This is a genomic window from Streptomyces sp. AC602_WCS936, assembly GCF_019049125.1.
Taxonomy (GTDB): domain Bacteria; phylum Actinomycetota; class Actinomycetes; order Streptomycetales; family Streptomycetaceae; genus Streptomyces.
In genome coordinates this window covers 48,952-70,121 of sequence record NZ_JAGMUF010000112.1, presented here as the reverse complement: position 1 = coordinate 70,121, position 21,170 = coordinate 48,952, and the positions used below count along the sequence as shown (strand labels likewise).

The 21,170-nt window shown below is 73.9% G+C and carries 15 protein-coding genes; 9 read left to right on the top strand and 6 right to left on the bottom strand.

The genetic code is table 11. From position 1 onward, the window contains the following. Genes KUM03_RS30035 through KUM03_RS30015 form a run of 5 tightly spaced genes read left to right on the top strand, consistent with a single transcriptional unit; the run spans position 1 to position 6,708 of the window. Positions 1–1,083: a serine/threonine-protein kinase gene (locus KUM03_RS30035; RefSeq protein WP_217253473.1), complete on the top strand. Its 1,083-nt coding sequence runs from the start codon at positions 1–3 to the stop codon at positions 1,081–1,083. A 53-nt stretch (positions 1,084–1,136) separates the two neighbouring features. Then, the gene (locus KUM03_RS30030; protein ID WP_217253471.1) at positions 1,137–2,477 is read left to right on the top strand and encodes a hypothetical protein; all 1,341 of its coding nucleotides are present in this window, start codon (positions 1,137–1,139) and stop codon (positions 2,475–2,477) included. Then, on the top strand, positions 2,474–2,989 hold the full coding sequence (locus tag KUM03_RS30025; protein WP_217253470.1) for a hypothetical protein: 516 nt from the start codon (positions 2,474–2,476) through the stop codon (positions 2,987–2,989). The genes KUM03_RS30030 and KUM03_RS30025 overlap by 4 nt, the downstream gene beginning before the upstream one ends. 36 nt (positions 2,990–3,025) lie before the next feature. Further along, complete coding sequence (locus KUM03_RS30020; RefSeq protein WP_217253467.1) at positions 3,026–5,527, top strand: Hsp70 family protein; 2,502 nt, start codon at positions 3,026–3,028, stop codon at positions 5,525–5,527. A 23-nt stretch (positions 5,528–5,550) separates the two neighbouring features. Further along, on the top strand, positions 5,551–6,708 hold the full coding sequence (locus tag KUM03_RS30015) for a tetratricopeptide repeat protein (protein ID WP_308406447.1): 1,158 nt from the start codon (positions 5,551–5,553) through the stop codon (positions 6,706–6,708). 174 nt (positions 6,709–6,882) lie between these two features. Here the strand turns inward: KUM03_RS30015 and KUM03_RS30010 are convergent, their stop codons facing one another. Beyond that, positions 6,883–7,962, bottom strand: coding sequence for a hypothetical protein (locus KUM03_RS30010; RefSeq protein ID WP_217253464.1), 1,080 nt, complete (start codon positions 7,960–7,962; stop codon positions 6,883–6,885). Between the two features lie 96 nt (positions 7,963–8,058). Here KUM03_RS30010 and KUM03_RS30005 point away from each other — a divergent pair, with 96 nt between their 5' ends. Further along, the gene (locus tag KUM03_RS30005; RefSeq protein WP_217253462.1) at positions 8,059–9,873 is read left to right on the top strand and encodes a LuxR family transcriptional regulator; all 1,815 of its coding nucleotides are present in this window, start codon (positions 8,059–8,061) and stop codon (positions 9,871–9,873) included. Between the two features lie 81 nt (positions 9,874–9,954). Here the strand turns inward: KUM03_RS30005 and KUM03_RS30000 are convergent, their stop codons facing one another. Then, complete coding sequence (locus KUM03_RS30000) at positions 9,955–12,774, bottom strand: CHAT domain-containing protein (protein WP_254400127.1); 2,820 nt, start codon at positions 12,772–12,774, stop codon at positions 9,955–9,957. A 181-nt stretch (positions 12,775–12,955) separates the two neighbouring features. On the opposite strand from KUM03_RS30000, the gene KUM03_RS29995 reads away from it, so the two are divergent. Genes KUM03_RS29995 through KUM03_RS29985 form a run of 3 tightly spaced genes read left to right on the top strand, consistent with a single transcriptional unit; the run spans position 12,956 to position 15,506 of the window. After that, positions 12,956–14,389: a S8/S53 family peptidase gene (locus tag KUM03_RS29995; protein WP_217253457.1), complete on the top strand. Its 1,434-nt coding sequence runs from the start codon at positions 12,956–12,958 to the stop codon at positions 14,387–14,389. A gap of 8 nt (positions 14,390–14,397) precedes the next feature. Then, positions 14,398–15,039, top strand: a complete 642-nt coding sequence (locus KUM03_RS29990) for an RNA polymerase sigma factor (RefSeq protein ID WP_198941395.1) — start codon at positions 14,398–14,400, stop codon at positions 15,037–15,039. Further along, entirely contained in the window at positions 15,036–15,506 is a 471-nt protein-coding gene (locus KUM03_RS29985) for a hypothetical protein (RefSeq protein WP_217253455.1), read from the top strand. The genes KUM03_RS29990 and KUM03_RS29985 overlap by 4 nt, the downstream gene beginning before the upstream one ends. Before the next feature lie 11 nt (positions 15,507–15,517). Here KUM03_RS29985 and KUM03_RS29980 read toward each other — a convergent pair whose 3' ends face one another. The 4 genes from KUM03_RS29980 to KUM03_RS29965 all read right to left on the bottom strand — a co-directional run bounded on the left by KUM03_RS29980 (position 15,518) and on the right by KUM03_RS29965 (position 21,137). Beyond that, positions 15,518–16,744 carry a cytochrome P450 gene (locus KUM03_RS29980; protein WP_217253452.1) on the bottom strand — a complete coding sequence of 409 codons (1,227 nt, stop codon included), beginning with the start codon at positions 16,742–16,744 and terminating at the stop codon, positions 15,518–15,520. 82 nt (positions 16,745–16,826) lie between these two features. After that, positions 16,827–17,624, bottom strand: coding sequence for an N-formylglutamate amidohydrolase (locus KUM03_RS29975; RefSeq protein ID WP_217253450.1), 798 nt, complete (start codon positions 17,622–17,624; stop codon positions 16,827–16,829). Between the two features lie 102 nt (positions 17,625–17,726). Continuing rightward, complete coding sequence (locus KUM03_RS29970; protein WP_217253447.1) at positions 17,727–19,946, bottom strand: NADP-dependent isocitrate dehydrogenase; 2,220 nt, start codon at positions 19,944–19,946, stop codon at positions 17,727–17,729. Between the two features lie 129 nt (positions 19,947–20,075). Next, positions 20,076–21,137 (bottom strand): mechanosensitive ion channel family protein, encoded by a 1,062-nt coding sequence (locus tag KUM03_RS29965; RefSeq protein ID WP_254400125.1) that lies wholly within the window; start codon positions 21,135–21,137, stop codon positions 20,076–20,078. Positions 21,138–21,170 lie beyond the last annotated feature (33 nt).

Genomic DNA, 21,170 nt, shown 5'->3' with positions numbered 1-21,170 from the left:
ATGACGGGGGACACGACGGGCGCGGAGGGGACCCTGCTCACCCGTGGGCAGCGGATCAACTCGGCGCTCGTCGTGGATCGGCGGCTGGGCGAGGGCGCCTTCGCCGAGGTGTACCGGGTGCGGCACCACATCCTCGGCTGGCAGGCGCTCAAGCTCTTCAAGCACGTGGCCTCGCTGGAGGCCACCTCCAGGCTGTTCGACGAGGCACGCATCCTCTCCACCCTGGGCCACCCCAACATCATCCGGGTGTTCGACGCGGGCACCGTGCAGACCTCCGAGGGCGTGCGCGGCTACATCACCATGGAGTACGTCGCGGGCGGCAGCCTGGAACGGCTCGTCGCCTCCCACTCCGGCGCGGTACCGGTGGGTGAGGCGTCGGCCGTGCTGCGCCAGGCCGCGGACGGGCTCGCCGTCGCCCACGAGCGACCGCACCCGATCGTGCACCGCGACCTGTCCCTGGCCAACGTGCTGATCACCTACGACGAGTCCGGGCTCCGGGTGAAGGTCAGCGACTTCGGACTGGCCAAGGAGACCGACCCGGGCACCATGGCGGCCAGCGCCCAGGGAACGGTCGCCTACATGCCGCCGGAGGTGCTGCGCCGGGGCACCGGGTACTCGTGCGCCGGTGACGTGTGGGCGCTGGGCACCATCGCGTACTTCCTGCTCACCTCTCAGTTCCCGTACGACGGCGGGGACCCGGTGCAGTCCTTCTCCCTGGAGCGGTTCAACCGCCCGCTGCCGCCCCCGAGCGCCTACAACGACGAGGTGGCACCCGAACTGGACCGCCTGATCACGGACATGCTGCGGACGGACCCGGCCGACCGGCCCGCCACCGCCCGCGAGGTCGCCGAACGGGCCGTGGCCCTGCGGCCCTCACCGGGCCCGCAGCCGTCCCGGGATGCGCCGGCGGAGGTGGAGCGGGCCGCCGAGGAGCAGGTCCGGGCCGCCGTCGAGCTCTCCCGGACGCCGGGCCGGCTGGCCGAGGCCGCGAACCAGCTGGAAGAGGCCGTCAGCCGCCACCCCCGGCTCAGGGAACGGCACGTGGCACGGCTGATGACCTGGCGCCGCGGGGTGGTCATGTGAACGGCCCGGCGCACAAGGAACGGACGTACCGGCAGCGGACGTATGGAGAGCGGATGGACGACACGACTGCGGGCGGCCGGACGGAGCAGCCGTCCGCCTTCCGGCGCGGCACCGGGAAACTGTCCCGCTTCACGGACCTGGCCGGCCTGCGGCTGTACCACGACAACGCCTTCGCCGTCACGGGGCTCGCGGTGACCGCGCAGGGCCGTGCCGTACGGCAGCACAGGCAGCGGCTGGAGGCCCGGCTCGCGGTGCGGGACCACCTTCCCCCGGACCCGGACTCGCCGCTCACGGGATGGCGCCGCAAGGAAGAGGTGCGGGCCGCGTTCGAGGAGTTCCAGGACCCGCGGCGGCGGCTGGTCGACGAACTCCTGTGGCGCTGGGGCGAGCCGGACCCCGGATGCGGCTGTCCGGCGTCCGTGCACGAGGAGCACGACGACGCGGTGCGCCTGCACGCCATGGCGCTGGAGGCGGAGGCCGGCCGGACCACCACGGCCCCGGACGAGCGGGACACCCTGTGGCGGGGCGCGGCCGCCGGCTGGGGACCGCTGCTGGAACGCCCCGAGCTCCGGCGGCACCTCGCCCACCGGATCGGCGAACTGGACGACCCCCGGCTGGGCGGGCTCTTGGCGGACGACTTCCTCACCGAGCTTCCCCGCCTCCTGGCCTCCCCGTTCCGGGACCTCGCCGCCGACCCCGGCTTCCGGCCGCGGCTCGCCCGCGTCTGCGCGACCTGGGCGGAGTACGCGGCCTTCGCGGACCTCTTCTCCGGGCTGTTCGAGGAGACGGTGGAGGAGACCGTCCAGGAGATCACCGACGGTGTGCGGTCCGCGAACGCGAAGAAGGAGGCCGGACTGTTCGGCGACGCCGAACGGGTCCTGCGGCGGGAGGTGCTCCCGGCGTTCGACCGGATCGGTGAACTCAAGGAGTTCGTTTCGGACTGGCGGTACGAGGACGTCTCGCACGTCGTCGCCGTGGGCGTGGGCAATCTGGCCGTGGCGATGCTGGGCCATCACCAGTTCAGGCCGCCGACCCCCCGGCAGGCGGAGACGGTGGTCGAACTCGCGGAGAAGGCCTACGAGATCGCCCCGGAAGCCCATGTGCGGGCGTTCAAGGAGAACTGGGACGTCATCTACGAGTGGTCCCAGAACACCAGGTTCTCGCACTCGTCCGCGCGGCAGTCGGGCGAGGGCTCGGCCTTCCTCGAAGCAGTGGGCTGCTGGCTGACCTTCCTCGCGATCATCGGGCTGATCGTGCTGTGGACGGTCAAGGGGTGGGAGTGGGCGCTGGGCGCCTTCCTGGCCCTGGGCTTCGTCGTCGGCGCCGCCGAGCGGATCTACGACTGGTACGGCGAAATCCAGGACTACCGAGCCAGAAGGAGGTTCCGCCTGTGACATCCCGAGTCCGGCGGCGCGTGCACGACGCGCGCGCCGCGCTCCGCCAGCTCCGGCACCCGCCCGAGTTCCGCGTCCCCCGCCCGCTCCTGACGCCCGCGCAGGCAGACTGGGCCGCGACCGTGCTCGCCGAGGCGGAGGCCGCCGAAGCCCTGGCGAAACGGCCCGGCGCCGGAACCGACGCGCTGCTGGGGGCGGCCATCGGCATCTGGCGCGCCCTGCGCAAGCTCGACAAGGGGACCGGCCCCCTCTCTGCGGCCGACCTCAGGCAGGTGCGCCGTCAGGTCCACGCGAGCCGCCAGGCGCTCGCCGACGACGGGCTGGAGATCCAGGAGCACGACGGCATGCCCTTCGACTCCGGTCAGTCCCTGGAGGCCCTGGTGATCCAGGACGAGCCGGGACTGGACCGGGAGACCGTGCTGGAGACCGTCCGGCCCACCGTCTACTTCCGCGGCGAACGGATCCAGATGGGCCAGGTCGTCGTCGGCAGGCCCGCGTCCCCCGCCGGCTGAGCCACTGCCGGCTGAACCACCAAGGAGACCACGACCATGCGCGAGACCATCGACTTCGGAATCGACCTCGGCACCACCAACAGCGCCATCGCGGTGGCCGAGGACGACGGCGTACGCGTCATCAAGAACAACGACGGCTGGGACTTCACGCCCTCCGCCGTGTGGGTCCCCAAGGAGGGGGTGGTCCACGTGGGCAGGCGGGCCCGGGAGCGCACGGAGACCGATCCCGGCAACGCCTACGCGGAGTTCAAGCTGGAGATGGGTGCCGCCGGCGCGAGTCGGCTCTTCGAGCGCACCGGTACGTCGCTGACGCCCGAGGAACTCTCCGCCGAGGTCCTCAAGTCCCTGCGGCAGGACGCGGCACACGAGTACGGCCACCAGCCGGAGGCGGCCGTGATCACCGTCCCGGCCTCCTTCGCGCTGAACCAGAACAACGCCACCAGCTCCGCCGCCGCCCTCGCCGGACTCGGCGAGAACTGCCCCCTGGTGCAGGAGCCGACCGCCGCCGCCATCGCCTACGGCGTGCAGGACGCGTCCGACTCCGCGCACTGGATGGTGTTCGACCTGGGCGGCGGCACCTTCGACGCCGCCCTGATGAGCAAGCGCGACGGCGAACTCCAGCTCATCCAGCACGCCGGCGACCCCTACCTGGGCGGCAAGCTCATCGACTGGGCCCTCGTCGACGACCTGCTGGCCCCCGCGGTCCGGCGGGACCTGGGCCTCGCCGACTTCGACCGCACCCACCGCGGCCGCTGGCGCAAGAACTTCGCCAAGCTCAAGCTGGAGGCGGAGAACGCCAAGATCGCGCTGTCCCGCGCCGCTTCGGTCGAGATCTCCGTCGACCTCGACGACGGAAGCGGCGGCACCGAACCCTTCGAATACACCCTGACCCGGGGCGCCCTCGACGACCTGGCGCTGCCGTTCTACACCCGCGCGATCCGCCTGTGCCGCGAGGCGCTGGCCGAGAGCTCCCTGCGCCCCGACCACATCGACCGGCTGCTCCTGGTCGGCGGCGCCACCCTCAGCCCCGGGCTGCGCGAACTGCTCGCCGACCCTGACGACGGCCCCGGCATCCCCCTCGACCACAGCCAGGACCCCACCACCGTCGTCGCGCGCGGCGCCGCCGTCTTCGCCCGCACGGTCCGGCTGCCCAAGAAGCCGCAGCGGGCGGCGCCGGGCGAGTTCGCGATCGAGCTGCACTACCCGGCGCAGTCCGTCGACACCACCGGCATCCCGGTCTCCGGCAAGGTCAGCAGCGGCAGCGCGGTCGACTGGACGCGGTACACCGTCACCCTGACCAACTCCGAGGGCCGTCCGCCCTTCCGCGGACCGCGCACCGAACTCGGCCCGGACGGCACCTTCTACACCGAGGTGGCCATCGACACCGACGCCAGGTCCCGGTTCACCGTGGAGCTGACCGACACCTCCGGCACCCGGCGGAACCTCGCCGGGGACACCTTCTCCATCGCCCACGCCTCCGTCCTGCCCGGCGACGCGGTACTCACCGGCACACTCGGCATCGGCAAGGCCGACGGCACCTTCGACCCGCTGCTGCGCAAGGGCACCACGCTGCCGGCCCAGGTGACCAAGCCGTACCGGACGACCATCCCGCTGCGCCGCGCCCAGCCGGACGCCGTCATCCGCATCCCGCTGCTGGAGGGGGAGCGCCGGCGCGCCGACCGCAACACCCGGGTCGGGCTGATCGAGGTCCGCCCGCGCGACATCCGCATCGACCTGCCGGCCCAGAGCGAGGTCGAGGTGACGTTCGAGATCCAGGCGAGCAACCGGGAGGTCCTGGTCACCGCCGACATCCCGCTGCTGGAGCAGCAGTTCGAGGCGACGATCGACCGCTCCGAACTGCTGGCGCCCGAACACGGCGAACTCGTGGACCGGCTGCACGACCTGGAACAGCGCGTGCACCTCCTCCAGGACCAGGCCGAGAACGTGTTCTCCGAACAGGCACAGGCGCGACTGGACGACCTCGCCGAGCAGAAGACCGTCCCGCAGCTCCGCAAGGAGGTCGACGCGGCGGCCGTCGACACCGGTGCCGCCGTCACCAGCGACCGCCGCATCCGCGACGTGGAGTCACTGCTCGACGACATCGAGGAGGCCATCGAGATCCCCGGGCTGCAACGCGAGCTGTGGGACCTGCTCAGCGCCTGCGAGGACGTCATCGAGCAGGTCGGCGGCGGCCCGTCGGACCGGCGGGAGCTGCAGACCATGCGCGACCGCGCCGGCGCGCTCGGCGAGGACGCCTCACCGGCCGATCTGCGGCGGCTGATCAAGCGGGCCGGGGAGTTCCACGTCGAGCTGCTGCGCCGCACGGACCAGTGGGAGTACGTGGTCTTCAACGCGCTGGTCGAGGTCCGCGACGACATGTTCTCCCGCGCCCAGGCGGACGCCGCGATCCTCGAGGGCCGCCGGGCCGTCGCGGCGGGCGACCGGCGCGCCCTCGCCGGTGTCAACGAGCGGCTGCGGCGACTGCTGCCGCCCGGGGCCGCGGAGGAGGCCGAGCGGCTGTCCGGCGGGATCAACTAGTCAGCGGGAACGAGGAGTCGAAGGTGACCACATCCCGAATCCCGGCGGGCCCCCCGCCCGGCGCGATCCTGTCGGCGGGCCAAGGCGGCACGGAGGCCCGCGGCACCGGGCCGGACCGCACGGAACCCGGCGCCGCCCCGGCCGGCGGCGCAGGGCCGGGCCGTACCGCGGACGGCGGCCCCGAGTCCGCGGATACGCCGTCCCCCGCCCACACGCTCCGGATTGCCCTGCTCGTCTCGCGGGCCCGGACAGCGGCCCGCTCCGGCGACCTGGACGGTGCCCTGCGGCTGCTGCGCGATGCCGACACCGCGGGGGCGGGGCCGAGGGCGCGCACCGGTGAGGACGACCGGCCCGGACAGCCGGCGCCGGACCCGGGCGGTGCCGTCGTCGCGGACCACCGGGACGTACTCGACCTGCTCGCCCGGGTGCACGCCCAGCGCGGCGAGCCGGAGCAGGCCGCCGCCCACTGGCGAAGGGTCCTGGAACTCGACCCGGGGGACGCCGCCGCGACCGCCGGGCTGGCGAGGATCGACCGACTCGGCGGCCGCGGCCCGAGGACAGCGCTCGCCCGGCACCGGGCCGCCACCGCCCTGGCCGCCGCGGTCTGCGCGGTGGCCGCGGTGACGGCCGGCACCGTCGTCCTCGCGGACGGCGGCGGCGGACGGCCGGAGCGCCCCGACCCCTCCCAGGCCGACCTGGTCGAACAACGGGCCCGGCAGCTCGCCGCCGAACGCCGGGCGGAACAGGCGAGGGACCGGGACCGTGCGGCGACCCGCCGGGCGGAAGCGGCCGAGGCACTGGCCCGCGCGCTGCGGGCACCGGGCATACGGCCACAGGTCCACGGGGATTCCGTGGAGGTCGTCTTCGCCGAAGGACTGTTCTCCCGGGGCGCCGAGCTCACCCCGGCTGGCGCCGGCCGGCTCGCCGTCCTCGGCGAACGACTGGCCGGACGCCGGCCGCACGTCGAGATCCACGGCCACGCGGCCACCGTCCCCGGCGCCCCGACCAGCGGCGGATCCGTCGTCGCCCTATGGCGCGCCCTCATCGCGGCCCGCGAGCTCAGCGCCGCCACCGGCAGGCCCCTCACCGACTTCACCACCGTCAGCGCGGACCAGCGCGAGGCACCGTACGCGGAACCCGCGAAGAACCGGACGGTCACCGTGGTGATCACGCCCGGATAGCCCGGCGGTTCCGGAAAGAGCCGGGCCCGCTTCCTCCCCCGAAGAAGCGGGCCCGGCGGGCTGGGAACGTCACCCGAGTGTCTTCGAGTGACACCGTCCCCCGAAGGTGACGTCCTCAGCCGCCCCCGGCGCCGGACTGCGGCCGCGGCGCCCGGGTGTCTCGGAGCCGTGCGGTCACCAGCACATGACCGCCGTCTCGCCCGCACCCCACGAGGAGTACAGGCGCACCCGGACGACATAGCGGCGGCCCTTGACGAAACGGGCCCTGATCGTGGCGTTGCGGGGTGTTCCCCCGTCGTCGTGTCCGGCGAGGTAGCGGGGCTTTCCGTCCCGCACCTCGAAGATCACGACGACGGCGTCGCTGTCACCGAAGGTGCCCACGGTGTACTCGCGGGTCTCCGGCGGGTCCAGGCGGAAGTCGGCCTGCTCGCCCGGCCCGAGCCCCAGCGGCACCGAACGGAACGGCACCAGCGGGCCCGGCCGGCCGGAGGGCGGGTACCAGCGCAGGGCGAACTCCTTGTCGGCGGCCGAGAGGGTACCGGGCGGGTGCAGGCCCGAACGGTAGTGCTCCGGCTCCAGTATCAGCCCCGACGGGAAGGGATACTCCATGATCGACTGAGGGTCCCAGACCGGGCCGTTGGCCTCGTCGCCGTCGAGCTTGCGCAGGATGTTGTGGAACGTCCGCTCCCGGCTCCAGTGGTTCGGCGGGCCCGCCAGCTCCGCGTAGACGGCCTCGTCGTCCCAGAGGATGCCGGAGTACGGGCTCTGGTGCTCGTGCAGCATTCCGAGCGCGTGCCCGATCTGGTGCAGGGCGGTGGCGCGCTCCCCGGGTGCGGTCAGGTCCCAGCCGAAGTTCATCGTACGGTCGTTCAGGCCGACCCCGAGCGCGTCCCTGCCCACCGCCGACCACGAGCCGTCGCCGGGCTGGAAGCCGATGCGCAGCTCGGCCTCCGAGCGGTCGCCGACCTCGGTGAGGACGAGCCCGACACCGAGGTCCTGCCACTCCTGGAAGCAGTCGCGGACCACTTCCCGCTGCTCCTCGGTCCCCGCCCACGCCCCCCGCGCCGGGCGCCCGGTGCCCGGCATGGGCACGACGGAGGAGTCCGTGTCCCCGCCGAGGAAGCAGTAGTGCAGCACCGTGCCGTTGACCCACATCCGCTGCCCGCCGACGAGCGCGGCGACGCGCTCGGCGGCCAGTCCCGGTGCGAGCACGGGAGCCGGCTGCCGCGCGAGCGAGCAGTAGCGTGCGGTCATGGCCCCCAGAATGCCGTCCGGGCGGGTGCGGGCGCCTGAGTCGGGGGGTACTCAAGTCGCCCTGTATCAGGGCTGAGTACGCGGACTCCTATTGCCGTGACGACTTCTGAGCGGGACGTGAGGACACTTCGGACGCCCTGGCCGTTCACCGGGCGGGCGGACGAACTGGAGCTGGTGCGCCGGTCGGTGGCCGGCAAGGGCGGCGGCATCGTGGTGACCGGCCCGGCCGGCTGCGGCAGGACCCGGCTCGTGACCGAGGCGGTCCGCGGCACGGACTGCGCCAGGGCCGCCGGGACGCCCGAGACCCGGCACATCCCCTTCGCCCCCTTCGCCCACCTGCTGCCCGGGACCGTCACCCTGCACCGCGCGGTACAGCTCCTGTCCGGCGTACGGCTGCTGCTGGTCGACGACGCCCACCTGCTCGACGACGCCTCCGCCGCCCTGGTGCACCAGCTCGCCGTGCACGGCCGCACCCGGCTCCTGGTCGCCGCCACGGAGGGCGTGCCCGTGCCGGGCGCGGTGTCCCGGCTGTGGTCCGGGGAACTGCTGCCGCGCCTCACACTTCGGCCGCTGCCCCGCGAGGACACCGCCGAACTGCTCACGGCCGGCGCGGGCGTCGCCCTCGACCCGCTCACCGCGGACCGGTTGCACCGCCTGTGCCGCGGCGACCTGCGACTGCTGCGCGAGCTGCTGACCGCGGTGCGCGAGCGGAACCTGCTCACGCCGGTCCCGGACACGGACCTGTGGGCCTGGCGGGGGCCCGTGCCGGTCACCGCGGCCGTCCGGGAACGCACCGCCCACGTGCTGGACCGGGGGTGCCCCGAGGAGCGCGAAACGCTCGACCGCCTCGCCTTCGCGGAACCGCTGCCCCTCGACCTGGACGTCTTCGACGTGCGCGTCCTGGAGCGTCTGGAGGCCGAGGGCCTGGTCGCCGTCGACGACCGGGGCGCCACCCGGCTCGCCCACCCCCTGCACGGGCCGGTGCTGCGCGCCGCCGCGGGCCGGCTGCGGGCCCGGCGCCTGGCCCGCGGGCCCGAGCGGTACGAGGCCGCCCTGGCGGCGGAGCGGGCGGCCCTGGCCCACCGCATCGAGCAGCTGGACGTACGGGAGCCCGCGGCGCCGGTGGGGGAGTGGCTGGTGGCCGAGGGCGTGCCGCTGCCGGCCCGGTACGCGGCACTGCGCGCCCGGTTCGCCCGCCTGCGCGGACGGCTGTCCGAGGCGGCGGCATGGGCTCGCGAGGGCCTGCGGACCGACCCGGACGACGGGCCCTGCCGCGACGAACTCACGCTGGCCAACGCCCAGTCGGGCGACGCGGCGGCAGGGGACGGAGAGCGGGCTGAGCACGCCGGGGCGGTCGCCACCTGGGTCGCCGCCGCACACGGCGACCTCGACGAGGCGGTCAGGTCGGCCGCCGAGGGGGGCGACCCGTACGACGCCGTCCGGCTGGGCGCACCCGAGCGGGCGGCCGGCCGGCTGACCGGCGTCTTCGCCGCGCACGCCGACGCCCTCGCGCGGAGCGACGGACCGGCACTGGACGAGGTGGCCGGGCAGTTGGAACGGCGCGGCTTCCTGCTCTTCGCGGCCGAGGCGCACGCCCAGGCGGTACGCGCCCACCGCGACCCGAGCGCCGCCCGCACCGCCCGCACTCGCGCCGCCGCCCTCGCCCGGCGCTGCGAGGGCGCCCGCACCCCGGCGCTGTCCGGACTCGCGCTGGGCGAACTCACCGCCCGCCAGCGCCAGATCGTCACCCTCGCCGCCGCCGGCCTGAGCAACCGGCAGATCGCGGAGCGACTCACCCTCTCCGTCCGCACCGTCGGCAACCACCTCTACGGCGCCTACACCCGCCTCGGCGCCGGCGACCGCGGCGCCCTGCCCTGGCTGATGGAACTGCCCGAGCCCCAGCCGGCGTGACACCCGCCGTGGCTGCTTGAGCGCTCGCCGGGACAGGCAACGATGTCGGGCCGTGCCCCGGCGCATCACGGTCCCGGTATGTCAGGCCGCCCCGAACGCGGAGAACGCCCACCCCGTCGCCCGGTGCACCGCGTCGTCCGGCAGGGCCGCCCGCGCGTCGCGCAGCGCCTCCGCCAGGGACAGTCCGGCGTCCAGGCCCTTGTGCAGCGCGAGCATCAACGGCACCACCGCGGCGTCGTTGACCGGCGCGCTGCACGCCACCACCCCGGCCGTGCCCAGCGGCAGCAGCGCGGTGACCAGTCCGAGCAGCTCGTCCGCGCCGACCGAGGCGAAGCGGGCCGTGTCGCAGCAGGAGAGGATGATCCGGTACGGGCTGCGGTCCAGCCGCTCGAAGTCGTGCACGATGAGCGGCCCGTCCGCCATCCGCAGCGAAGAGAACAGGGGGCTGTCCGCCCGGAACGTCCCGTGCGCGGCGATGTGCGCCAACGCCGCCCCGTCCAGCTCCCGCAACACCCGGGGCACGCGCGCCTCGTCTCCCTCCAGCACGGTGGGCCGGCCGTCGGTGCGCGGCTCGGCCGGGGGGCCGTACCCGTCGTCCGGTCCGGTCGCGCTTGTGCCGTGGCCGTTCGCCGGGCCCGCGTCCGGGGCTCGGTCGGCGGGCAGACGCGTCCGCGCCGTGCTCTCCGGCGCCGGGCGTCCGACGGCGGCCCGGACCTCGTCCGCGCGCGCTGCGACCGGGACGTCCGGCACGTCCATGGCAGGGCCCGCACCCGCCCCGCCGCTCTCCCGCGTCCGCGGAACCGCCCCGTACCGGTCGGCGAGTTCCGGGACCTCGGCGCCGCCGCTGGCCAGCCCCGGACCGCGGACCAGGACCTGGCGGCCGCCGGGCGGCGGGGCGGTCTCCTTCGCGCGCAGCCAGCTGCTCGCCGACGGCGAGACGCTCAGGACCCGTTCGCGCAGCGCGGGCAGCAGCGCCCACGGCACGCGGTGCAGCCGGCCCGGCGGGACCACGACGACCGGGCCGCCTCCGAGGTGGGCCGCGGCGGGGCCGAGGAGGAGTTCCTGGAGGCGGGCGCCCGCCGCCTCCACCAGGGGCAGCCGGGCTTCGCCACCGGGGTGCGCCAGCCGACGCAGACCGGCCTGTACGTGCTCGGCCTCCCGCTCCGCCTCGGCCAGCAGCCCGGCCTCGAACCGCCGCACCCGCCCCTGCCCGCACAGCAGCACGTGCACGCGCCCGTCGAGCACGGCCAGCTCCACCAGAAGCAGGTCGTCACCGAGCCGGTCCAGCAGGCGCCCGACGTCGAACCGGTCGCCGTCGCCGGGCCCCTCGCCCCGCATGTGCAGGGTGCGGGAGCGGATCTCCCGCTCCAGGCGCCGCTGTTCGCGTTCCAGGGCGGGGGCGGGACGGCCGCCGTCCGTGCGGGCCTCGTCCGCGCGGGCGGCCAGTTCCCGGAAGGCCGTCATGGTGCTCAGCAGCACCGGATCGGCCGGCGGCCGGGTCGGCGGCGCCGACAGCACCGTCGCCCGCCACCGCTCACTCCACACCAGCAGCCGCCGCGGCCCGCCCGACACGAGGCTCGCCCGCTGTGCCAGCGCCGCCAGCTCCGCGCCCTGCGCCGTGGCCCGCGCCCGCAACTCCGAGGCCCCGAGCGTCATCCGGTGGTCGTCGAGGACGTCCAGACCCCTTCGGCAGGCCTCCAGCACCCCACGTGTCGACCCCGCCGCCCGCGCGCGCAGCGCCTGCGCCGCCCAGCCCGTCATCCGCGCGAGCGGCGGCCCGCCGTGCCGGCTGCGCGCGGCGACCGCCAGGTGTTGCTCCGCGTCCGCCGTCCAGCCCAGCTCCAGCGCGATCCGGCCCGCCAGCAGCGACGCCTCCGGCGCGGCCGGCGCCCCGAAGGCGGCCAGCCGTTCCGCCACCGCCGCCGCGTCCGCCACCAGTCGGCCCGAGGCGCGCCCCGTCGCGACCCGCGCCTCCAGCAGCACCAGCCGGGCGTGCGTCTCGTACCAGGTGCGCCGCTGTCCGGCGAACAGCCGCACCGAGAGGGCCGCGCGCGCCAGCGAGGTCTGCGCGTCGCCCGCCAGCCGGGCCGCCCGCGCGGCCACCAGCAGCAGCTCCGCCTTGCGGGTGGACTGCCCGCCGATCCCGTCCAGCGCCGCGATCGCCCCGTCCGCCTCGGCCAGCGCCTCCGTGGCCAGCCCCGCCGCCATCAGCACCTCGCAGCGCCGGATGGTCAGCATGAACGTCGGCGTGCCGAGCTTCCCGTACCGCTCCTCCGCCTCGTCCAGCAGCCTCAGCGCCGCCGGCACGTCACCCGACCGGAACGCCGCCAGCCCCCGGCTCTCCACCGCGTCGGCCTTGTCGTGCTCCTGGCCGGTGGTGTCCCACAGGGCCTCCGCCGCCGTGAAGTCGGCGTCCGCCCGGTCCACCGCGCCGAGCGCCAGGTGCACGGTCGCCCGCAGGGTCAGCGCCCGCGCCGTCCAGATCACGTCGTCGGCCTGCCGCAGCACCGGCACCGCCCGCCGTACGTCCTCCAGCGCCTCGCCGTGCCGCCCCAGCACCCACCAGACGTACGCCCGCCGGTACAGCACCCGCGCCCTGGTGTGCCCGGTGCCGCGCGCCACGCCCCGCTCGAACGCCGCCAGGCCGTCCCGCGTGCGGCCGGCGTGCACCAGGGCCACCCCGAGCGTGGCCAGTACGTCCGCCTCCCGCTCCGCCGAGTCCGCGCGGGCCGCGAGCTCGCGGGCGCGTCGCAGATGGGCCAGCGCCCGCCGGGTGTCGCCGAAGTCCCGCTGCCAGATGCCGATCACCTGATGGGCGACCGAGGCGTGCAGCGGTGAGGGATCGGCCCCGAGCAGCTCCTCCGCACGGGCCAGCGCCTCGCCCGGGGCCGCGAACACCATCGGCAGCAGTTGGAGGACCGAGTCGTTTCCCGCCGTCACCCCACGGATGGTAGTGGTCCGGAACCACACCCCACAGGTTCGAGTCTGTATCAATCGGCCACCCTCGGACTCTGATTGACGACTGTCGCCACCACAGTGGCCACGAACGCCGTCACACCGCCGCCCCAGTGGAGGACATGCCATGGCACCACAGCGATTCCGTGAGCAGTTCGACCAGATCCAGCGCTCGATGCCGGACGTCCCGCTGGTGATGGGGCCGGACGACTCCGCCGAGTTCCTCTACGAGAAGGGCGTCGTCCTCGCCCGGGACGGCGAGGAGGCCCGCCTCGTCGAGGACACCGTGCGCGACCACTTCACCACGATGGCGGGCCTGACCCCGGACCACGTGCGCCGGGCGAGCCCCGAGGCCAACCGCACCGGCATCACCCGCATCCAGGTCGGCGACCCGGGCGCGGGCGACGGCGGCGGCGACCCCGACGTCGCCCACGCCCTGCGCTCCCTGCGGACCGTGGAGGGCCGCGCGGGCCGCCGACTGATCAGCCGCAACCACGTCGTCTCCATCGCCGTCAACGCCTGCCCCGGCGACGAACCCGTGCCCGTCCCGATCAGCGAGCCGCCGAACCCGGCCGCCGCCGGCACGCCGTACGACGCGGGGACCGCCGTCGGCGTCCTCGTCATCGACACCGGGCTCATGCACGACTACCGCGCCTACCCGCTGCTCGCCCGCACCGACGGCGACGCCCAGATCAAGGAGTGCGACGAGGACGGCGTCCTCCAGCAGTACGTCGGCCACGGCACCTTCATCGCCGGACTCGTCGCCGCCGTCGCCCCCAACACCCACGTGACCGTCCGCAACACCCTCAACGACGCGGGCGCCATCCTGGAGTCCGAACTCGGCGAGAAGCTCTTCGAGGCCGTGGACCGCAGCGGCTGGCCCGAGATCCTCAGCCTCTCCGCCGGCACCTCCAACGGCCGCACCGACGGCCTGCTCGGCGTGCACGCCTTCATGGAGGAGCTGCGCGACCAGCGCACCCTGCTGGTCGCCGCCGCCGGCAACAACGGCAGCGCCACCCCCTTCTGGCCCGCCGCCTACGCCGAACTCCCCGGCTGGGAGAGCTCGGTGCTGTCGGTCGGCGCGCTGCGCGGCGACGGCGAGTTCGGCGCCTGCTTCAGCAACCACGGCGGCTGGGTCAAGGCCTACGCCCCCGGCGAGCGCCTCACCAGCGCCCTCACCGGGTTCGGGTCGCCCGTGCCGTACGTCTACCAGCACTCCACCTACGACACCTGCCGGTACGGCTTCGGCTACGCCTGCACCTGCCAGTACCCCCGGCACAACGGCGTCCTCAGCGAGCCCGGCGAGGCACCCGCCAAGCCGGACCAGGTGATGTTCGAGGGGCACGCGCAGTGGAGCGGCACCTCCTTCGCCACCCCCGTCGTCGCGGGCCTGGTCGCCTCGCACATGACGGCGACCAAGGAACGGGACCCGCGTGAGGCGCGCAAGCAGCTGCTCGCCGCCAACACCGAGTACGCGGAGGTGCGCGGGGCGCACGTGCCGGCGCTGCTGCCGCCCACCTGGCATCCGGTCACCGTCGAGGTGCCGGCCGGCGGGGCGTGAGCGGCCCGATGCCCGTCGGAACCACCCACTCCACGGCGTACGATGGCCTGTCGTACACGAGGGGTGGGACCGTGGACCGTGCAGATGTCGGGGTGCTCGTCCAGTTGGCCGCCGACGGGGACGCGGCCGCCTGGAAGTCGTTGGTGGACGGGCTGGGCCCGCTGGTGTGGTCCGTCGCGCGCTCGCACGGGCTGTCCGACGCCGACGCGCACGAGGTGTACCAGACCGCCTGGTTCCGGTTCGCCCAGCACCTCGGGCGGATCCGCGAACCGGAGAAGACCGGTTCCTGGCTGGCGAGCACGGCACGGCACGAGTGCCTGAAACTGCTGAAGGCGTCGAAGCGGTGGACACCGACCGACGACCCGCAGCTGCTCGACCGGCCGAGCGAGGACCGTACGCCCGAGGAGTCGGTGCTCGACTCCGAGGAGGCCGCCGCGCAGACCGAGCGCGTGCGTCGGCTGTGGCAGGAGTTCGAGGAACTGGGCGAGCGGTGCCGCCAGTTGCTGCGGGTACTGATCTCCTCGCCACCGCCCAGTTACCAGGAGGTGTCCGCCGCGCTGGGAATCGCGGTGGGCAGCATCGGGCCGATGCGCCAGCGCTGTCTGCGCCGGCTGCGGGCCCGGCTAGAGGCACGGGGGACTACGACATGAGCGACACGCACGACGAGGTCTTCGGGGACGACGAACTCGGCACGGGTCTCCTGGAGGAGGAGCTGCGGCAGGCCGCCGCGATCCTTGACCCGGTCCCGGCCGAGCTGCGGCGGATCGCCGTCGACGCGTTCGCGCTGCACGACCTGGACGCCCGCGTGGCCGAGCTGACCTTCGACTCACTGGTCGACGCCCTCCCGGTCAGGGGAGCGACGGACCCGCCCCGGATGCTCACCTTTCGCGCGGACGACGTGACCGTCGACGTCGAGGTGACGGAGGACGGCCTGATCGGCCAGCTGCTGCCGCCGGGGCCGGCCGACGTCGAGGTACTGAGCGGTCCGCGGGCCCACGCCCTGCTGACGGCGGACGACCTGGGCCGCTTCACCGGCGAGGCCCCGCCCACCGGCCCGTTCGCGCTGCGGCTGCGGACCGGCTCGGACGTGGTCGTCACGGAGTGGCTGCGCGCCTGAGACCGTCCTGCTCACCAGGCGCAGGGCAGGGTGCGCGGCCCGCGGATCATGGTCTTGCGGCGCCACTCCACCTGCTCGGCATGGACCGCGAGCCGCAGCCCGGGCAGCCGCGCCAGCAACGTGTCGACCAGCAACTCGGTCTGCATCCGGGCGAGCACGGCACCCGTGCAGTAGTGGTGCCCGTTGCCGAAGGACAGGTGCGGGTTGGGGGCGCGGTCGGGGTCGATCCGGTCCGGGTCGGGGAAGACCTCCGGGTCCCGGTTGGCGGCCAGGTAGGACACGTACACGGGGTCACCGGCGCCGATGCGCACCCCGTGCACGTCCACGTCCTCCAGGGCGATGCGGGCGAGCCCCACCGAGGTGCGGTGCGGAATCCAGCGCAGCAGCTCGTCCAGGAGGGCGCCCCGCACTTCGGGGCGGTCGTCGCGCATCCGGGCCAGCAGCTCCGGCCTGGTCAGCAGCACGTACAGCATCTGCCCGACGTTGTGCGTGACGGCCTCGCCGCCGATCTGCAGCGGTCCGGCCAGGCCGACCGCCTCCGCCTCACCGACCTCGCCCCGGCCCACCGCGGCACCCAGCATCGAGTACACGTCGTCGCCGGTGCTGCCCGCGCGGGCGCGCACGGTCTCGGTGATCCACCCGTACAGGCCCTGCTTGGCCCGCTCGGCGGCCTCGGCGCCGCCGGAGGTGGAGATGATCTGCCGGGTCCAGGAGTGCACCCGCTCCCGGTCGGCGTCCGGTACGCCCATCACCTCGCTGACGACGGCGATCGGGAAGGGCTCCAGGACCCGCTCGACCAGGTCCGCGGGCGGCCCGTCCCGTACGACCCCGTCCACGAGGCCGTCGAGGATCTCCTGCGCCCGCGGCCGCAGCGCCTTCGCCCGGCCCACGGTGAACGCCCCGGCGACCGCGCGCCGCAGCCGGTTGTGGTCGGGCTGGTCGGCGAAGGCGAGCGAGCCGGGGCGCGGCTTGAAGTGCGGGGCGAGCCGCGTGATCTGGCGCTTCGTCACCTCCGCGCGTGAGAAGCGCGGATCGTTGGTGATGGCCTTCACGTCCTCGTAGCGGGTGGCCAGCCACGCCCAGCCCTCACCGTGCGGCAGCCGTACGCGGGTCAGCGGCCCCTCGCGCATCAGATCGGCGAGGACGGGGTCGAACTCCGGTCCGTCCAGGTCGAGGGCGGGCCAGTCCCGTACCGGGGGCGGGGACTGGCCGGTCAGCGTGGTGGTCTCCTGCGTCATGCACCCACCCTCGCCGCGCGCCCGGCGGCTGTCGCGCGGGAGTGCTCCAGCCGGTGGGCGTGCGGGCCCCGGAGGTGACCGGTCAGGCGGACACGGCGTCGACGAGCTCCGCCAGCGACGCGGCGAGGCGGGTCAGCCCGGGGCCGGCCGGTCCGCCCGGCTCGGTCATGTAGGTGTCCCGGCGGATCTCCACCATCAGCGCGCCGACCTCGGCCCGCTTCCCGTAGAAGTCCAGCGGCACGTACGTCCCGCTGAACGGGCTGTCCAGCCCGGTCTCCCCGCACGGCGCGAACGCCTCCCGGGCCGCGGCCAGCAGCTGAGGCGACGTGTGGAAGCCGTCCGTGCCCAGGCAGACCGGCGGGCGCGGGCCCTCGCCGTGCAGCTCGTAGGGCAGCGGCTCGGTGGGGTAGGAGTGCACGTCGATGATCACCGCCCGGCCGGTGGCGGCGAGCCGGTCCGCGACCGCCTCGGTCATCGCCCGCGCGTACGGCCGGAAGTACCGTTCGATCAGCGGCTCGGGGGCGGTGCCGTCGGGCCGCAGGACCTCGCGGTGGCTGGTCCGGGTGTAGACCGCGCCCATCCCGACGGCCGTCATCTCCTCCCGCTCGTCCGGGAACCGCTCCGGGTCGACGACCAGCCGCGAGGCCCGGTTGACGAACCGCCAGGGAGTGAGGCCGGCCAGGTCGGCCGCCGCCTCGGCGATCTGAGCGGTGTGCGAGTCGGTGATGTGGTCCAGCTCCCGTTCCAGGGCCGCGTCGTCCAGCACGATGCCGGGGCGGACGTCGGCGGGGACGTGCCGGGAGGAGTGCGGCACGTGGAGGATCACGGGGGAGGCGGGGGCGCCGGGGACGAGCTCGAAGGACGCCGGGGCGTCGGTCACGGGGTTGCTCCGTACGGTCGTAGGGGTGGGACAGACGGACACCCCGCCTCCGACGGACGGAGACGGGGTGTCACAAACGGACCTTCGCGGGCCCGGTGAGGATCAGGCGAGGGACGCCAGCGCCTCGTTCCAGGTGGCCGACGGGCGCATGACCTCGGCGGCCTTGGCCGGGTCGGGCTGGTAGTAGCCGCCGATCTCGGCGGGCTTGCCCTGGACGGCGTTCAGCTCGTCGACGATTCGCTGCTCGTCGGCGGTCAGCTTCTCGGCGAGCGGGGCGAAGGCCTTGGCCAGGTCCGCGTCGTCGGTCTGCTTGGCCAGCTCCTGCGCCCAGTACAGGGACAGGTAGAAGTGGCTGCCGCGGTTGTCGATGCCGCCGACGCGACGGGTCGGGGACTTGTCCTCGTTGAGGAAGGTCGCCGTGGCGCGGTCGAGGGTGTCGGCGAGGACCTTGGCCTTGGTGTTGCCGGTGGCCGCCGCGTACTGCTCCAGGGACGGCACCAGGGCGAAGAACTCGCCGAGGGAGTCCCAGCGCAGGTAGTCCTCCTTGACCAGCTGCTGCACGTGCTTGGGCGCGGAGCCGCCGGCGCCGGTCTCGAACAGGCCGCCGCCCGCCATCAGCGGGACGACCGACAGCATCTTGGCGCTGGTGCCCAGCTCCAGGATCGGGAAGAGGTCGGTCAGGTAGTCGCGCAGCACGTTGCCGGTGACGGAGATGGTGTTCTCGCCGCGGCGGATGCGCTCGACCGACAGCTTGGTCGCCTCGACGGGGGACAGGATACGGATGTCCAGGCCCTCGGTGTCGTGCTCCGGCAGGTACGCCTTGACCTTGGCGATCAGGTTGGCGTCGTGGGCGCGGCCCTCGTCCAGCCAGAAGACCGCCGGGTCGCCGGTGGCGCGGGCGCGGGTGACGGCCAGCTTGACCCAGTCGCGGATCGGGTCGTCCTTGGTCTGGCAGGCGCGGAAGATGTCACCCGCGGAGACCGTCTGCTCCAGGACGGCGTTGCCGGCCGCGTCGACCAGGCGGACCGTGCCCGTGGTGGGGATCTCGAAGGTCTTGTCGTGGCTGCCGTACTCCTCGGCCTTCTGCGCCATGAGGCCGACGTTCGGGACCGAGCCCATCGTGGACGGGTCGTAGGCGCCGTTGGCGCGGCAGTCGTCGATGACGGCCTGGTACACGCCGGCGTAGGAGGAGTCCGGGATGACCGCGAGGGCGTCGTGCTCCTGGCCGTCCGGGCCCCACATGTGGCCGGAGGTGCGGATCATGGCCGGCATGGAGGCGTCGATGATGACGTCCGAGGGCACGTGCAGGTTGCTGATGCCCTTGTCGGAGTCGACCATCGCCAGCTCCGGGCCCTCGGCGAGCTCTGCGTCGAAGGAGGCCTTGATCTCGGCGCCCTCGGGCAGCGACTCCAGGCCCTTGTAGATGCCGCCCAGACCGTCGTTCGGGGTCAGGCCGGCCGCGGCGAGCGCCTCGCCGTACTTCGCGAAGGTCTTCGGGAAGAAGGCGCGTACCACGTGGCCGAAGATGATCGGGTCGGAGACCTTCATCATCGTGGCCTTCAGGTGCACCGAGTACAGGATGCCCTCTGCCTTGGCGCGGGCGACCTGCGCGGTCAGGAACTCGCGCAGCGCGGCGACGCGCAGCACGGAGGCGTCGACGACCTCGTCCTTCTTCACCGGGACGGACTCGCGCAGCACCGTGGTGGTGCCGTCGTCGCCGACCAGCTCGATCCGCAGCGCGCCGTCCTCGGCGATCACCACGGACTTCTCGGTGGAGCGGAAGTCGTTCTCACCCATGGTGGCGACGTCGGTCTTGGAGTCGCCGGTCCAGGCGCCCATGCGGTGCGGGTGGTTCTTGGCGTAGTTCTTCACCGAGGCCGGGGCGCGGCGGTCGGAGTTGCCCTCGCGCAGGACCGGGTTGACGGCGGAGCCCTTGACCTTGTCGTAGCGGGCGCGGATGTCGCGCTCCTCGTCGGTCTTCGGGTCGTCCGGGTAGTCCGGCAGGGCGTAGCCCTGGCCCTGCAGCTCGGCGACGGCGGCCTTGAGCTGCGGGATGGAGGCCGAGATGTTCGGCAGCTTGATGATGTTGGCGGCCGGGGTCTTGGCCAGCTCGCCGAGCTCCGCGAGGGCGTCCGGGATGCGCTGGTCCTCGGTCAGGTACTCCGGGAACACGGCGATGATCCGGCCGGCCAGCGAGATGTCGCGGGTCTCGACGGCGACACCCGCCGGCGAGGCGTACGCCCGGATCACCGGCAGGAACGAATACGTCGCCAGGGCCGGGGCCTCGTCAGTGTGTGTGTAGATGATGGTCGAGTCAGTCACCGGGTGCTCCGCTCCACGTCTGCAACATTGCTCGACATCAAGATATCTCCTGATCGACCCGGGCTCGACAGGGGCCGTACGGAGATTCCGGACAACCGGCCGCGCGACCCCCGCCGAACACCTGGACGATCACAGGTGCGCGGGAGTGTCCTCACCCGTGCGCTGCTGCGGGAACGCGGCGCCGCCCTGCTGGAGGGCGACCGTGCGGGCGGGCGCGGGGATGCGGATGCCCTCCGCGCGGTACCGCTTGTGCAGGCGCTTGATGAACTCGTGCTTGATCCGGTACTGGTCGCTGAACTCGCCGACGCCCAGGATGATCGTGAAGCCGATCCGGGAGTCGCCGAAGGTGTGGAAGCGGACGGCGGGCTCGTGGTCCGGGACGGCCCCGGCGATCTCCGTCATCACCTCGGCCACGACCTCCGTCGTGACCCGCTCCACATGGTCCAGGTCGCTGTCGTAGGCGACGCCGGCCTGCACCAGGATGGTGAGCTTCTGCTCGGGCCGCATGAAGTTGGTCATGTTCGACTTCGCGAGCTGGCTGTTCGGGATCACGACCAGGTTGTTGGACAGCTCGCGGACGGTGGTCTGCCGCCAGTTGATGTCCTCGACGTAGCCGTCCTCGCCGCTGTCGAGCTGGATGTAGTCGCCCGGCTGCACGGTCTTCGAGGCCAGGATGTGGATGCCCGCGAAGAGGTTGGCCAGCGTGTCCTGGAGGGCCAGCGCGACCGCGAGACCGCCGACACCGAGGGCGGTGAGCAGCGGCGCTATGGACACGCCCAGCGTCTGGAGCATCACCAGGAAGCCGATGGCCAGCACCAGGATGCGGGTGATGTTGACGAAGATCGTGGCCGATCCGGCGACCCCGGACCGGGACGTGGTCAGCGTCCGCACCAGACCGGCGATCACCCGGGCCGCCGAGACGGTCGTCACGAAGATCAGCAGGACCGTCAGTACCTGGTTGACGTTGTGCTGCACGGTCCGCGTCAGCGGCAGCGCCGCCGCGGCCACCGCCACGCCGCCCGCGACCGCCGCCCAGGGCGCCACCGTGCGCAGTGCGGCCACGATCACGTCGTCGCCGCTCCAGCGGGTGCGCCCGGCGTGCCCCGCCAGCCAGCGCAGCAGCACGCGCAGCAGGAACGCCGCCACCAGGCCGGCCGCCAGCCAGATGCCGGCGGGCACCAGGTGGTCCATGGTCAGGTCTTCGGTCACCGGTCACCTCGGGAT

Bases quoted from the DNA above. Each gene is read 5' to 3' on its own strand.
- KUM03_RS29965 (WP_254400125.1), bottom strand. From the start codon at position 21,137: ATGGACCACCTGGTGCCCGCCGGCATCTGGCTGGCGGCCGGCCTGGTG.
- KUM03_RS30000 (WP_254400127.1), bottom strand. From the start codon at position 12,774: ATGGTGTTCGCGGCCCCGGGCGAGGCGCTGGCCCGTGCGGAGGAGCTG.
- KUM03_RS30030 (WP_217253471.1), top strand. From the start codon at position 1,137: ATGGACGACACGACTGCGGGCGGCCGGACGGAGCAGCCGTCCGCCTTC.
- KUM03_RS30020 (WP_217253467.1), top strand. From the start codon at position 3,026: ATGCGCGAGACCATCGACTTCGGAATCGACCTCGGCACCACCAACAGC.
- KUM03_RS29995 (WP_217253457.1), top strand. From the start codon at position 12,956: ATGGCACCACAGCGATTCCGTGAGCAGTTCGACCAGATCCAGCGCTCG.
- KUM03_RS29985 (WP_217253455.1), top strand. From the start codon at position 15,036: ATGAGCGACACGCACGACGAGGTCTTCGGGGACGACGAACTCGGCACG.
- KUM03_RS30010 (WP_217253464.1), bottom strand. From the start codon at position 7,962: ATGACCGCACGCTACTGCTCGCTCGCGCGGCAGCCGGCTCCCGTGCTC.
- KUM03_RS30035 (WP_217253473.1), top strand. From the start codon at position 1: ATGACGGGGGACACGACGGGCGCGGAGGGGACCCTGCTCACCCGTGGG.
- KUM03_RS29990 (WP_198941395.1), top strand. From the start codon at position 14,398: ATGCCCGTCGGAACCACCCACTCCACGGCGTACGATGGCCTGTCGTAC.
- KUM03_RS29980 (WP_217253452.1), bottom strand. From the start codon at position 16,744: ATGACGCAGGAGACCACCACGCTGACCGGCCAGTCCCCGCCCCCGGTA.